The 12,512-nt window shown below is 64.1% G+C and carries 13 protein-coding genes and 2 pseudogenes; 5 read left to right on the forward strand and 10 right to left on the reverse strand.

Going from position 1 to position 12,512, the window contains the following annotated elements; translation table 11 throughout:
• A pseudogene (locus YU9_RS49575) lies at positions 1 to 214 on the forward strand (hypothetical protein); the annotation flags it as partial.
• Positions 215 to 336: 122 nt separating this feature from the next.
• Here the strand turns inward: YU9_RS49575 and YU9_RS41865 are convergent.
• The 5 genes and pseudogenes from YU9_RS41865 to YU9_RS0119500 form a co-directional block, all read right to left on the reverse strand.
• Positions 337 to 897: pseudogene (locus YU9_RS41865) on the reverse strand (hypothetical protein); the annotation flags it as partial.
• A 68-nt stretch (positions 898 to 965) separates the two neighbouring features.
• Positions 966 to 1,223, reverse strand: a complete 258-nt coding sequence (locus YU9_RS0119485; protein WP_027574334.1) for a hypothetical protein — start codon at positions 1,221 to 1,223, stop codon at positions 966 to 968.
• Between the two features lie 205 nt (positions 1,224 to 1,428).
• A complete protein-coding gene (locus YU9_RS0119490; RefSeq protein ID WP_027574335.1) occupies positions 1,429 to 1,641 on the reverse strand; it encodes a hypothetical protein in 213 nt (70 codons plus the stop codon).
• 150 nt (positions 1,642 to 1,791) lie between these two features.
• A complete protein-coding gene (locus YU9_RS49085) occupies positions 1,792 to 1,968 on the reverse strand; it encodes a hypothetical protein (RefSeq protein ID WP_198028268.1) in 177 nt (58 codons plus the stop codon).
• A gap of 122 nt (positions 1,969 to 2,090) precedes the next feature.
• Positions 2,091 to 3,827 (reverse strand): adenylate/guanylate cyclase domain-containing protein, encoded by a 1,737-nt coding sequence (locus YU9_RS0119500; RefSeq protein WP_027574336.1) that lies wholly within the window; start codon positions 3,825 to 3,827, stop codon positions 2,091 to 2,093.
• Between the two features lie 321 nt (positions 3,828 to 4,148).
• Between YU9_RS0119500 and YU9_RS0119505 the strand changes: the two genes are divergently transcribed.
• A complete protein-coding gene (locus YU9_RS0119505; RefSeq protein WP_027574337.1) occupies positions 4,149 to 6,338 on the forward strand; it encodes a lytic transglycosylase domain-containing protein in 2,190 nt (729 codons plus the stop codon).
• 77 nt (positions 6,339 to 6,415) lie between these two features.
• Here the strand turns inward: YU9_RS0119505 and YU9_RS41870 are convergent, their stop codons facing one another.
• The 4 genes from YU9_RS41870 to YU9_RS41880 form a co-directional block, all read right to left on the reverse strand.
• A complete protein-coding gene (locus YU9_RS41870) occupies positions 6,416 to 6,778 on the reverse strand; it encodes a hypothetical protein (protein WP_036017544.1) in 363 nt (120 codons plus the stop codon).
• On the reverse strand, positions 6,775 to 6,963 hold the full coding sequence (locus YU9_RS41875; protein WP_036017547.1) for a hypothetical protein: 189 nt from the start codon (positions 6,961 to 6,963) through the stop codon (positions 6,775 to 6,777). Before YU9_RS41875 ends, YU9_RS41870 begins: the two co-directional genes overlap by 4 nt.
• Entirely contained in the window at positions 6,960 to 7,322 is a 363-nt protein-coding gene (locus YU9_RS0119520) for a hypothetical protein (protein ID WP_245266443.1), read from the reverse strand. Before YU9_RS0119520 ends, YU9_RS41875 begins: the two co-directional genes overlap by 4 nt.
• An 84-nt stretch (positions 7,323 to 7,406) precedes the next feature.
• Positions 7,407 to 7,616, reverse strand: coding sequence for a hypothetical protein (locus YU9_RS41880; protein WP_036017549.1), 210 nt, complete (start codon positions 7,614 to 7,616; stop codon positions 7,407 to 7,409).
• A 535-nt stretch (positions 7,617 to 8,151) separates the two neighbouring features.
• Between YU9_RS41880 and YU9_RS0119530 the strand changes: the two genes are divergently transcribed.
• The 3 genes from YU9_RS0119530 to YU9_RS0119540 all read left to right on the forward strand — a co-directional run bounded on the left by YU9_RS0119530 (position 8,152) and on the right by YU9_RS0119540 (position 11,287).
• The gene (locus YU9_RS0119530; RefSeq protein ID WP_027574339.1) at positions 8,152 to 10,137 is read left to right on the forward strand and encodes a PAS domain S-box protein; all 1,986 of its coding nucleotides are present in this window, start codon (positions 8,152 to 8,154) and stop codon (positions 10,135 to 10,137) included.
• Complete coding sequence (locus YU9_RS0119535) at positions 10,134 to 10,805, forward strand: response regulator transcription factor (RefSeq protein WP_027574340.1); 672 nt, start codon at positions 10,134 to 10,136, stop codon at positions 10,803 to 10,805. The genes YU9_RS0119530 and YU9_RS0119535 overlap by 4 nt, the downstream gene beginning before the upstream one ends.
• Positions 10,806 to 10,900: 95 nt before the next feature.
• A complete protein-coding gene (locus tag YU9_RS0119540) occupies positions 10,901 to 11,287 on the forward strand; it encodes a response regulator transcription factor (protein WP_027574341.1) in 387 nt (128 codons plus the stop codon).
• 135 nt (positions 11,288 to 11,422) lie between these two features.
• Here the strand turns inward: YU9_RS0119540 and YU9_RS0119545 are convergent, their stop codons facing one another.
• A complete protein-coding gene (locus tag YU9_RS0119545; RefSeq protein ID WP_027574342.1) occupies positions 11,423 to 12,394 on the reverse strand; it encodes a tripartite tricarboxylate transporter substrate binding protein BugD in 972 nt (323 codons plus the stop codon).
• Positions 12,395 to 12,512: the final 118 nt, after the last annotated feature.

The raw sequence follows: 12,512 nt of genomic DNA on the forward strand, positions 1-12,512 counted from the left end.
CGGTTCGTTGGCGCCACAGGGTTCGACGGCGTTGTGCACGTTGCCATCGAAATACTGGCACGACGAACCTGACAGCGCCGTTCGTCCGCACGAAGCCTTGGGGCTCACGGAGAGCAATCCGCCCTGCCCTCAGCTTTTCGCGCCCGACGCTGCTGCGTCCACCGCAAGCCCGGCTCGCGACAATGACGACCTCATGATCGCCCCTCAAGGATGAGCCGGGATGGGCGACACATACGACAATTCCGAATTTCGGTAAAGCGGAATATTTTTGCGCGAGCGCGTTGACAGGCGGCGACACAGCCCGGTCCCGCAAGAGGACTGCTCAAGCCGACATCGCCCCTTGCGCTCGAGCGGATCGAACGGGCGGATGATCTCAGAGGCTGTGACAAGGCCGGCGAGCCAGGCGGCACTGGTCAGCCCAATGCGCGTCACGATGGCGACTGTGAAGGCCCCCTCTCCGCCCAGGGCCGACGTTGCAGCCAGCAACGCGATCTCATAGACCGCATAGGCAGCGATGAGCGTGAGCGCCAATACCAGCGGCGTGCGTGGCAGCATGCGGAGCACGGCCGACGACGCTGCGGTCGCAGCGAGCGTGGCCGCGCCGATGACAAAACCCCAAGCGATTGTGCCGCCGTCGATGGGATAATGCAGCACGCCGAAGCCGATGGTCTGGTTCACGAGCCAGGTCCCGGTGACGACGAGCAGCGCGGGCCGCAGCGGCAGCATCGCGGCCGCGACGACGGCGAAGGCCGCGAACGGCGTCGCACAGGCGAACGCAAGACTTGCGAGCGCGCATGACGCGGTCAGCAGCGCAAGGCAGTACAGCGGTGAAAGGCGCGGCGCCACAAAATGAAGTCGACGAACGTCGGCATGAGGCGAGAGGAATTGACGAGGCATGGACGATCTCCCGGCGGCTACTCTAGCACGTTTGCGGAAGGCCGTTCTGCTGAAAGGAACCCAACGAGTTATGTCCGCCCTCGCGAACGTTGGGCCTGGGCCCAGGCGACAGCGACATCGTGTGGCGGGGCATCGACACGCTTGATAGGTGTCAATTCGCCGGAGGCGGAGACGATCGCGGTCTCTTCGCGGCGGCAGCGCGTGCAGACGAAGCGGACCTCGTGCGGGGACGCCGACCAGCTCGACCGCTTCACATTGGCCGCCATCGGCCAGGCATCGCAATGTGAGCACGACACCAGAAATCGACCGGGATCGAGCATACCCATTCCATCGGACTCCGCGTCCTGCCCGCCCCCTTCAATGATTGATCCATGTGAATCGTTCCGGTGCCCAAGCACCGCCAGCCTTTGACCTCGGGGCCGCTACCGGTTCCCCGCATCCGCAAGCGTCAGGGTCTCGTGGTCGATTGCGTTGCGACCTCACCGACCTCGTCGCGGGTTGCGATCCCTGCAAGGCAGAAGGCGGTCCCGCTCAGCGAGCCCCCTTGAGGGTGCAGGAGGTCGTGCAGGTGACCGTTGTGCCGCGGTCGCAAGCTTTGCAGGCGTTGACGCACTGGTTCATGTCGCGTGGATTGTAGCTGTAGCTTCGCATCGGACAGGTCGAATTCGTCGTGCCGGTGATGTCCTGCTCCTGATCGCAGGCCGCCGTCATGAGCGCGAATATGATCACAGCAACGAGGCGCATGGGATTGCCTGTCAGGCATGCCAAGTGACACTCGCGAGGCGCGCCGCATTGCAACGAACCCCGGCCTTCCCACAACGAGCGATCGCCGATCAGCGGCGCCCGCATGCTTCAAGGATGCGCGCCAAACGTTAAGAACGGATTGCAGACGGCTTAGGCCGCAGCCCTGTTCGCGATCGCGTGCCGCATATCTGCCGCCAGCTGGCGGTACTGCTCCGCGAGCCTCAGATAGAACTCGCGCTTGGTGCTGTCGGTGGCGAGCTTGGCAATCAGCTCGCATTCGGCGGTGAGCGTCTCGAACCGTTCGAGCCTGTCCTCAAGATGTGTCATCGGCGTGTCCCCATCTGACGCCTCAGGGACGTCAAACCTAAGCCCGGGAAATAGGTCACGGCGAACATCGTTATGGAGTAGCATCTTTTTTTCCGGACCGGCATGACGGACCGCAGCCAAGGCTATTTCTGCTCCAGCCGCCAGGCGCCATCCCAATTGGCATCCGGCGGATTGCGCGCGAACTGGGTGATGCGCCCGAGCATCGCGCGCGAGGGGCCGTCGCCAGGCACCGCCTCGAGTGCCGCGTCGAAGGCGGCACGTGCCTCGTCGAAGCGCCGGGCGCGATAGGCGGCGAGACCTTCGGCATAGCGCGTACGCAGGCTCACTTGCGCATGGGTGAGTGCGCCCGCTCTCGCCATCACCTCGAAGATCACCTGCGGGGCGCTTTGACCCGCGACCGCCAGGCGATCGATCTCGCGCAATTCGAGGCGCGATCCAATCGCATCCGCAGTCGGCTGCGAGATCAGGATGCGGGTGCCGTAGACCTTGTTGACCGCCTCGAGCCGCGAGGCGAGATTCACGGCGTCGCCCATCACGGTGAAGCTCATCATCAGCTCGGAACCGATGCTGCCGGTCAGGACCTCGCCAGTGGCAATGCCGATGCGCAGATCGCACGGCGCCGGCATGGCGCGGATGCCGAGCAGATCCGGCAGCTGCTTCTGCAGCGCGGGCACCTGGTCGGCCATCTCAACGGCGGCAAGCCCGGCAAGCAGGGCCTGCTCGCCCTCCTCGATGAAGGGTGGGCCCCAATAGGACATGATGGCGTCGCCGATATATTTGTCGATGACGCCGCGATTGCTTCTGATGGGAGCGGACATCACGGTGAAATAGTGGTTCATCACCTTGACGAGACCGCGCGGGGTCATGCCCTCGCTCATCGAGGTGAAGCCGCTCATGTCGCAGAACATGATGGTCATCACCCGGCGCTCGCCGTCGATGGCGACCTCCGGTCGGTCGATCAGCCCCTGCACCACCTTCGGGTCGATGTAGCGACCGAAGGTCTCGCGGATACGCTCGTTGCGGCGCAACTGCTCGATCATGCGGTTGAAGGCCGCAGCGAGCTCGCCGATCTCATCCTGCGTCGAGACGGTGATGGGCTTGTCGAACCGGCCTGCCTCGACCTCGCGGGTGCCGGCCAGCAGCAGCCGTACCGGGCGCGTGATGCCGCTCGACACCAAGAGCGCAAAGGCAAATCCGACGATCGCCGCGAGCAAGGTCACGATGCCCGAGATGATAATCGCCTGATGCTGGCGGCTGATGACCTGCGATGTCGAGAAGAAGACCTGCGTCAGCATGTCGGAGCGGATCGCATCGATCTTCCGGTTGAACTGGTCGCGCAGCACGTCGATGTGCTCGAGCGTGCCGCGGGCCTCGGTCATCTGCTTGGCGTCGACCTGCTTCAGGAGCTTCGCGTGGTCCTCGCTCAGGTCGCGGCGCAGCTCGGTAACGGCGGTCTCGATGCGGATATCGATCCGCCCCAGCGCAGCATTGTCGGAATACGTCCTGGGGTCGTCGATGATCGCGTTGATCAGCTTGCGCGCGGCCTCCGCCTCCTCCTCGATCTTGCGGTCCGAGGCCTCGAAGTCGCGAAGGCGCGCCGCATAGGCCTCCTCGTCCGACGGTGCCTCCATCCTGGTCATGACCATCCGCCTCAGCGCCAGACCCCGCTCCAGCGAGCGAATGTTGGCACGCGCCAGATGGCTGTAGGCCGGGATGTAACGGTTGGTGAGCTCGTCGAGAAGGACGCCGACCTGGCTCGACATCACCATCGACAGGATCGAGGTGACCAGCATCAGGACGATCAATCCGAGGGCGATGCCGACGATCTTGCGCCGGATCGACTGGTTGAAAATCGGCATAGGTGCGGAGGCAAAGGCTAAACGGACGAAAGCGAGGGAACTCCATACACCGGACTGGCCGCGGGAACACGTGCAATCTGGTCCTCTTGACGCGGTGAACCCGGGGCAACCGTCGCGCGAGTCCTCATCATTAACAAAGGTTAAAGCCGCCACCTCTTCCGCCATCTCGGAAGTTCCCGAGTTCCAATCCGTATTTTGCCGCATTGTTGCGACAGCTTGAGGATGCGACACGATGCTGATGCATCGTTCGATGTTTTGATTCGCAAGCCGCATGTCGTCGCGGACCTTGGTTTGTAGTGGTTTCGCAGGGGGGACCATCCAATGAACCAGTGCCTACGCTCGCTCGCGTGTGTCGTTGCCGTGGCCGCGATGGCCTTCCTTCCCACCGATCTGGCAGCGATGAGCAGTCACAAATCGTCCGCGCCGAAGAAGACGCATGAGGCGAAAGCCGGCAAGCACCGCCATGCCTCCGCCGGCAGAGCGCGACACGGCAAGCACGCCGAGGCCAAGCGCAAGTCCAAGAAGACGGTCGACGAGCCCGCGGACAAGCCGGCACCGCCGCCGCTGACCGGCGATCTCGCCGCGCTGAAGGATGCCATCGATCTTGCGCGCAAGGGCAAGACGGATGACGCCAGCGCGGCGCGCGACCGCATCGCTGACCCCGCCGGACAGAAGCTCGCCGACTGGTTCATGCTGCGCCATTCCGAGAGCACCGCGAATTTCCGGCGCTACGCCGCCTTCCTCGCCGTTAATCCCGACTGGCCGAGCAGCGCCCTGCTCCGCCGCCGCGCGGAGGCGCGGCTGTGGCAGGAGAAGGCCGACGCGCCCAGCGTGCACAAGTTCACGATGGATCGCCCGACCAGCGCCAAGGGCAAGTTCGCGCTCGCCCGCGTGCTGCTCACTGAAGGCGAGGCCGACAGGGCTGCGCGGCTCGTGCGCGAAGCCTGGCGCACCGACGAATTGTCGGAGCGCAGTGAGGAGGACGCCTACGAGGCGTTCCGTGATCTCCTCACGGCGGACGATCATCGGGCCCGCATGGACAAACGCCTCGGCGCCAAGGACTATGCCGGCGCAAGGCGCGCGGCCAAACGGCTCGGCGAGGATGCGCTCGCGATCGTGAAAGCCTGCGCCGCGGTCACCGGCAAGGCGAGCAAGGCCAAGGACTATCTCGATGACGTCTCCGCTGACGCCCGCCGCGATCTCGGCTACGTGCTGTGCCGCGCGCAATGGCACCTCCAGAAGGACCGCATCGACGACGCTGCCGAGGTGATCCTCGCCGCCGCACCCGACACCATGGCCGCCCAGGACACCGATGCCTGGTGGCGCGAGCGCCGCCTGCTCGCGCGCAAGCTGCTCGACCAGGGCAAGTCCAGGACCGCTTATGATGTGGTGCGCACGGCCGCGGTGCCGGAAAAGGAAGTCTATCGCGTCGACTACCACTTCATGTGCGGCTGGATCGCGCTGCGCTTTCTCGACGATCCCAGGACGGCGATGATGCACTTCGCCGCGATCGACGAGGGCTCGGCCAATCCGATCGCGCTGTCGCGGGCCCATTACTGGCGCGGCCGCGCCGCCGAGGCCATGGGCGCGATGGCCGATGCGCGCATGAGCTATCGGGCGGCGGCGCGCTATCAGACCGCCTATTACGGCCAGCTCGCCCGCGCAAAGCTCGGCCTCGACCGGATCGAGCTGCGTCCGCCCTCGCCTGTGCTGGCTTCGGCCGATACGCCCCCCGCGGACGAACGCGTGCGCGCGGCCGACATGCTCTACGCCATCGGCGAGCGCGACATGGTGTTCTATTACGCCGAGGATTTTGCCAAGGAGAGCACCGATGTCGCGGCGCTCGAGGCGCTCGCCGAGCTTGCCGGCCGGCGCAACGATGCGCGCGTGATGCTGGAGGTCGGCAAGTCCGCGCTGGCGCGCGGGCTCGCGCTCGACCATTACGCCTTCCCCACCATCGGGATTCCCGAGCACAGGCAGGTCGCGCCTGCGATCGAGACCAGCGTGATCTATTCGGTGGCGCGCACCGAGAGCTCGTTCGATCAGCGCGACAAGTCGCCGGCCAATGCGGTCGGGCTGATGCAGGTGACGCCGGAAGCGGGCCGAGATACCGCAAAACGCTTCGGCCTAACTTACGACTGGGACAGGATGGTCTCCGATCCCGTCTACAACACGCAGATGGGCGCGGCCGAGCTCAGTGCGCTTTTCTCGGAATATCGCGGCAACCAGATCATGGCCTTCGCCGGCTACAATGCCGGCCGCGGCCGGGTGCGCGAATGGGTGCAGGCCCGCGGCGATCCCAGGGATCCCAATGTCGATCCGGTCGACTGGGTCGAGCGCATTCCGCTGTCGGAGACCCGCAACTACGTCCAGCGCGTGATGGAGAACGTGCTGGTCTACCGCGCAAGGTTCGAGGGCAGCGGCATGGTCGCCGGCAAGAGCGACCAGCGCGTGGTCACGCACGAAGCCGGTGCAGCGGCACCGGTGGCGGCCGCAGCACCCGCTCCCTAGCCGACGCGCCGCCGGGGCTGGACGCGGCGCCTGCGGGGATGCGGTGCTGCGGCTTCCACGCGCGTGCAGTCGCGCAGCTAGCTGTCACCTCCTTCCATCGTGATCAGATCGCGGCTGTCCAAATATACGCCGGTCAAGGCTCTCGCGAAGGTCCAGGCGTTGATCGTGCAGCTCCAGCACCAGACGGCATTCAGGACCGTCAACGTCTCGATCATGCTGCCGGCGGCGAGCTCGACGTTGCCGGCGGCCGGCTCCGTCCGCCCGGGCACCGACCATTGCATCAACAACGTGACGAGCTCGCCGCGCCGGTAGCAATCGTAGTCACAGTAGCGGCGCTGTGTCCGCGCATGCCGCACATAGCCGGAGCCGAGAGACCGCGAGCATGTGCTGCACGTGGCCGCGTGCAACGGGGGCTCATGATTGACGAGCACGAACTTCATGAAACCGCTCTCACGCCATCTTTCGCGAGGGCCTCGCAGAACAGCGCGTAGCACTGATGGTCGCAGTAAGGCAGCCGGGTCGCGATCTCGCGGAGATAGCCGCCGCTGATCGGCTCGCAGCACTGCATGCACCAGGTCTGCCGGAACGGGGTCCGGCCGTTGACCAGCACGAACGCGAATCTCATGTGGCACCTCCCAAAGCGAAGCAGTAGACGCTGTCGAGCGGAGACAGTGCGGGCGGTGGAGCGCAAAGATGATTTCGGCCGTCCGGATTATCCCTGTTTCGCTCCACCTTTTGCGGTGGGATCAGAATGTATCTCCCGTCCTCCCGGCGCCGCGCATAGATCTGGCCGTCGATGTATTTGATATCGGTCGGATAGCAGTCGGCGCTGTTGCAACAACTGAGGCTCGGATTGTCCGGCATGTGCCAGGTCGAATAGAATTTTTCGTGCAGCGCCTGGTCCTGGGATGGATGCTGGCGATGAACGGCACCGTGTCCCGTCTCCTGTGCCTGGACCGTCGCAATGGAGCCGAGGAGAACCATCGAGCACAAGAGCTTGCATAAGCGGTTCAACGCAGGGGCTCCCGGATCAGACCTTCGGAACGAAGTCAGCTCTCCAGCCCGGCCTCACGCGACCTGAGCCTGGAACAACCACCGGCGGTCACGCTCGCGGCGTGTGCGGAAGCGATCGACGCACTTCTTGGAGCAGAGCGCGGTGCGCCACGAATAGTGGCGGATCAGGCCGAACTTGCCGCCGCACACCGCACAGCCGTTGATTGAAGAGCAGCGTTCGGACTCCGATAGGCGACGCGCAGGAAGTACCGATGTATCGCACATTGTTCTCTCCCTCTGTTGCTTGCTTTTGCCAGTTCGACCTCGCACGGGTCGTGAATTGCCGCGATCGCAGTGCGTCGAGAAATGAACCGGCCTGATGCTCGGTCGATGCCCGTCGGTGAGAGGCTTCGGCCCGCAGGTCTGAGACCGCTACCCGTACGACCGCTGCGATTGGCTGGTCGACACTCCCGATGATCATGAGGCTAGTCCCCCGGGCACGAAGCGCTCAATTGTACGGAGGTAAATCGCCGACATGACTAGGATTGGAGAAGCTATACCTAGGTTTGTCCCGTACTTGCCCGGGTGGACTCTTGCACCGGCCCGCGTTCAACGAGATGGCGCACGACGTGCGGACTGCACGGTCACCGCGAAAAACTTGCCCGGCATGGCGTGCTTGATGCGCCGCAATGGACAAGGCGGCGCGCAGTCCATTCCAAGGCGACCGTCGTAACCGCCCGTCCGACTTTGGCTGGAATTGCTCCTCCGGCGGCAACGTGCTCTACTCGCGTTCACGCAGAGAGCGCCGGGAGCGTCTGCGATGAAGCCGGGCCGGGCAGTAGCGTTCGGGAAGTCAGCCGCGCAATACCTCGTCGGCTGCGTCAGGCACACTGTTACTGCCAAGCCGCGCGTTGAGCCCGGTTACGCCGGTCTGCTGGAGGCGGTCAAGCAGTGGCAGCAAGTCTTCGAGCACAATCCGGTCATGTACTTCATGGTCGACCCGGCCGGAACTGTCATCAACGTGAACACGTTTGGCGCCGCGCAGCTGGGCTATACGCCCGCGGAGTTGATCGGCCGATCGGTGCTGGATGTCTTCTTCGAGGAAGATCGCGCCACTGTCCGCGCCTGTGTCGCGCTGTGCCTTGAGACCGTTGATCAGTCACATACCTGGGAAATCCGGAAGGTTCGCAAGGACGGCTCGATGCTATGGGTGCGCGAGAACGCCAAGGCCATGCTGCGGGCGAATGGCGGGCCAATCGTGCTGGTCGCCTGCGAGAACATCACCGAGCGCAAGCAAGCGGAGAATGCGCTGCGACAGAGCGAGGCTTATCTCGCCCAGGCGCAGGAATTGAGCCACACCGGCAGTTTCGGCTGGAAGGCCGCAACCCGCGAGATCACCTGGTCCAAGGAGACCTATCGCATCTTCCAATGCGACGAGGGGACCAAGCCAGAGATCTCCTTCATGCTCCAGCGGATCCATCCGGAGGACCGGCTCGCCGTGCAGCAGACGACAGGCCGGGCGGCGCGCGAGGGGAAAAATTACGATCACGAATACCGTCTGGTGATGCCCGACGGTTCCATCAAATACGTCCGAGCGGTGGCCCGGGCGGTGCGAGATGCCAGCGGTCACTTGGAGTTCGTCGGATCGGTCAGCGACATCACGGCGACCAAAGAGGCTGAGCGTAGACTTCGTGACAGCGAGCAGCGCTTTCGCGACTATGCCGAAACCGCCTCTGACTGGTTCTGGGAGACGGGGCCGGACCACCGCGTTACTCGGATATCGGAACACTCCGATACCAACACCGCCCCCGCGGGCCTGGTTGGGCACACACGTTGGGACATCGCTCCGGACGCCGATCTCGAACCCGACAAATGGCGACAACATCGGGCGGCGCTCGATGCCCACGTCGCGTTCCGCGACTTGGTATATCGCAGCAAGGACCGCAACGGTCAGCCGATCTACGTCCGGACCAGCGGCAAGCCGTTCTTCGACGCCGACGGCACTTTCCTGGGCTATCGCGGCGTCTGCACCGACGTAACCGCGGCCATCCGGGCCAATCAAGCCGAAGACGCGCTGCGCAAGGCCCAGGCCGAGCTCGCCCATGTCACGCGCGTCACGACACTGGGTGAGCTGACCGCTTCTATTGCCCATGAAATCAATCAGCCGCTCGCCGCAGTGATCGCAAACGCCGACGCCTGCCTCGCCTGGCTGCAGCGCAATCCGCCCGATCTCAAGGCGGCGCGCCGCTCCGTGGAGTGGATCATCGAGGACGGCAAGCGCGCCAGCGACGTGATCCGTCACGTTCGGGCGCTCGCCAAGCGTTCCGATATCGAGATGGCTCCGCTCGACGTAGGCGTGGTCGTGCGCGAGGCTGTGGCGCTCGTTCAGCGCGAGATGGCTAGCCACGCCGTGTCGGTTCGCATGGAACTGTCGTCGGCCCTGCCCAGGATCTTTGGCGATCGAATTCAATTGCAGCAGGTCCTGATCAACCTGATCAAGAACGGGATCGAGGCCATGGAAGGCATCGATGACCGCCCGCGCGAGCTGGCGATCCGTTCAGTGGCCGATGACAATGGCGCGGTGCTGGTGAGCGTATCCGACTGCGGCGCCGGCATCGATGAGCAGGCAATGGACCGCCTGTTCATGCCGTTCTTTACCACGAAGTCCAGCGGCATGGGCATGGGCCTGTCGATCTGCCGCTCTATCATCGAGGCCCATGGCGGACGACTTTCCGCCATGCCGAACGGGGAGCACGGAGCGACTTTTCAGATCACCCTGCCGCTCCATCGCGAGGACGCATCGTGACCGAGCGCGCGCAGCCTTCGCCTCCCAGGGAGGATGGCGATCAGCCGATCGTCTTCATCGTCGACGACGACGCGTCCATGCGCCGCGCGCTTACCAATCTGTTCGAATCGGTCGGCCTCAAGGTCGAAGCATTCGGCTCGGCGCCGCAACTGCTGCAGGCCAAGCCGCCAGATGTCCCCAGTTGCCTCGTGCTCGACATCCGCCTGCCGGGAGTCAGCGGTCTCGACCTGCAGGCCGATCTTGCCAAGGCAAATATCCATACGCCGATCATCTTCATCACCGGCCATGGTGATATTCCGATGTCCGTTCGGGCCATGAAGGGCGGCGCGATCGACTTCCTGACCAAGCCGGTTCGCGACCAGGACATTCTGGACGCGGTCCAGGCCGCGATCGAGCGAGACCGCAAGCGCCGCGACCTCAACAGGACGGTCTCGACCGTCAGATCTCGTTTCGAGTCACTGTCGTCGCGGGAGCGAGACGTATTGTCGCTGGTGACGTCCGGCCTGATGAACAAACAAGTGGCCGCCCGGCTCGGATTGGCTGAAATCACCGTCAAAATCTATCGCGGCCAGATCATGCGGAAAATGGGCGCGAAGTCGCTGGCCGATCTGGTGAGAATGAGCGAAGCACTCGGGATTGGGTCCAACAAGTCCGACGCACAAACCTAAGTATGAGTTTCCAATCGTGACTGGCAGGTCCACCTTGCGTCTTTATGTGTAGCCGTGGCGACGGCAAGCGTAATTCCCGGCGAGGAGCGGACGTCTTGTCAGTGGCTTCGGTCATCTCGGTGCTTGACGACGACCCTTCCGTTCGGGCCGCGATCAACAATCTCTTGGAATCGCGTGGATACATCGTCCACACATTCGCCTCGGCCGAGGAGTTTTTGAGCTCGACCGATTCGAATGACACCTCGTGCGTGATCGCCGACGTGCAGATGCCGCTGATGACCGGAATCGATCTGCTGACGCGGATGCGCGCGCAGGGTTCGGACACGCCGTTCATCTTCATCACAGCTTTCCCGGATGAGAGCGTACGTGTGCGTGCGCTCAATGCCGGCGCAATCTGTTTTCTCAGTAAGCCGTTCGCCGCCTCGGATCTGATGCAGTGCCTGAACCGCGCGCTGGCAGCAGGTCACGAAACCATTCAGTGAGCACGCGGCGGCCGGCAACCGCGGCGGCGACAGCGAGCAGGACAATCCCGCTTTCTCGCGAGGTGATCGCGTTCCGGCCTGCTCAGAATGAGTCGAAGGACCTGGCGGCGCAGCACGAGGCAAGCGCCGCCCGGTTCAATCCACCTTGATATTCGCCGCCTTGATCATCGGCCACCATTTGGCGATCTCGGCTTTCTGACGGGTGCCAAGCGCTTCGGGCGTGAGCTGATCCTTGGGTGTCATCTCCAGGCCCTGGCTTTCGAGCTGCTTCCTCACCGCGGGATCGTTCAACGCCTCCACGGCCGCGGCGTTGAGCTTGGTCACGATCTCTTTCGGCGTCCCCTTCGGCACCCACATGCCGGACCATAGCGTCATGTTGAAGCCCTTGAGACCCGCCTCCTCCGCGGTCGGAATCTCGGGCGCGGATGCAAGACGCTTGTCATCGGTGATGGCGTAAGCGCGGATGGTGCCGGCGCGGACCTGGTTGATGGAGTTGGAGGTCTGGTCGACGATGATATCGATCTGGCCGGCGATGAGATCGTTCAGCGCGGGCGCGGTGCCGCGATACGGCACGTATTGCAGCTTGATGCCGGAGACGCTCTCGAAATAGACGCCGGCGATGTGACTGCCGGAGCCCGCGCCGGCGGTACCCGCGGTCGGTGGCGACGGCCGCGACTTGAGCCACTCGATGAGCTCCTTCAGCGAGCTCGCGGGCACTGCGTTCTTGCTGACCACGATCATCGGGTTGCTCGGCAGCAGCACCACCGGCTCGAGGTCGGCGACGAGGTCGTATTTGAGCTTGTAGACGGCACCGTTGGCGACGTGGGTGCCGAGGTGGCCGAAGGAGATGGTGTAGCCGTCCGGCGGCGATTGCACGGCGCGGCCGACGCCGATCGAGCCGCCCGCGCCGGTGACGTTCTCGATCACCACAGGCTGCCCCAATGTCACCCGCATCCGCTCGGCAAGCACGCGCGCCATCGCATCCGACGGTCCGCCGGCCGCGAACGGCACGATGATGGTGATGGGACGCGAGGGATAATCGTCGGCGTGCGCGGCGCCTGCAACAGCGAGAATAGCAATCAGTGCAGCCCAGACGGCCTTCTTCATTGTCTTCTCCCCAGCGATGTCTTTTGTTTGTTCACCTCTCCCCGCTTGCGGGGAGAGGTCGAAAGCGAAGCTTTCGGGTGAGGGGGTACAGGTCTCACGAATATCCTATTCGCGGAGC

The sequence above is a fragment of the Bradyrhizobium sp. WSM1743 genome (assembly GCF_000473065.1).
Taxonomy (GTDB): domain Bacteria; phylum Pseudomonadota; class Alphaproteobacteria; order Rhizobiales; family Xanthobacteraceae; genus Bradyrhizobium.

What these genes read in the sequence shown, in the direction of transcription:
- YU9_RS41875 (WP_036017547.1), bottom strand. Translation starts at nt 6,963, where the DNA reads ATGAGATTCGCGTTCGTGCTGGTCAACGGCCGGACCCCGTTCCGGCAG.
- YU9_RS0119500 (WP_027574336.1), bottom strand. Translation starts at nt 3,827, where the DNA reads ATGCCGATTTTCAACCAGTCGATCCGGCGCAAGATCGTCGGCATCGCC.
- YU9_RS0119505 (WP_027574337.1), top strand. Translation starts at nt 4,149, where the DNA reads ATGAACCAGTGCCTACGCTCGCTCGCGTGTGTCGTTGCCGTGGCCGCG.
- YU9_RS0119520 (WP_245266443.1), bottom strand. Translation starts at nt 7,322, where the DNA reads ATGGTTCTCCTCGGCTCCATTGCGACGGTCCAGGCACAGGAGACGGGA.
- YU9_RS0119530 (WP_027574339.1), top strand. Translation starts at nt 8,152, where the DNA reads ATGAAGCCGGGCCGGGCAGTAGCGTTCGGGAAGTCAGCCGCGCAATAC.
- YU9_RS0119485 (WP_027574334.1), bottom strand. Translation starts at nt 1,223, where the DNA reads ATGGGTATGCTCGATCCCGGTCGATTTCTGGTGTCGTGCTCACATTGC.
- YU9_RS0119545 (WP_027574342.1), bottom strand. Translation starts at nt 12,394, where the DNA reads ATGAAGAAGGCCGTCTGGGCTGCACTGATTGCTATTCTCGCTGTTGCA.
- YU9_RS49085 (WP_198028268.1), bottom strand. Translation starts at nt 1,968, where the DNA reads ATGACACATCTTGAGGACAGGCTCGAACGGTTCGAGACGCTCACCGCC.
- YU9_RS41880 (WP_036017549.1), bottom strand. Translation starts at nt 7,616, where the DNA reads ATGTGCGATACATCGGTACTTCCTGCGCGTCGCCTATCGGAGTCCGAA.
- YU9_RS41870 (WP_036017544.1), bottom strand. Translation starts at nt 6,778, where the DNA reads ATGAAGTTCGTGCTCGTCAATCATGAGCCCCCGTTGCACGCGGCCACG.
- YU9_RS0119490 (WP_027574335.1), bottom strand. Translation starts at nt 1,641, where the DNA reads ATGCGCCTCGTTGCTGTGATCATATTCGCGCTCATGACGGCGGCCTGC.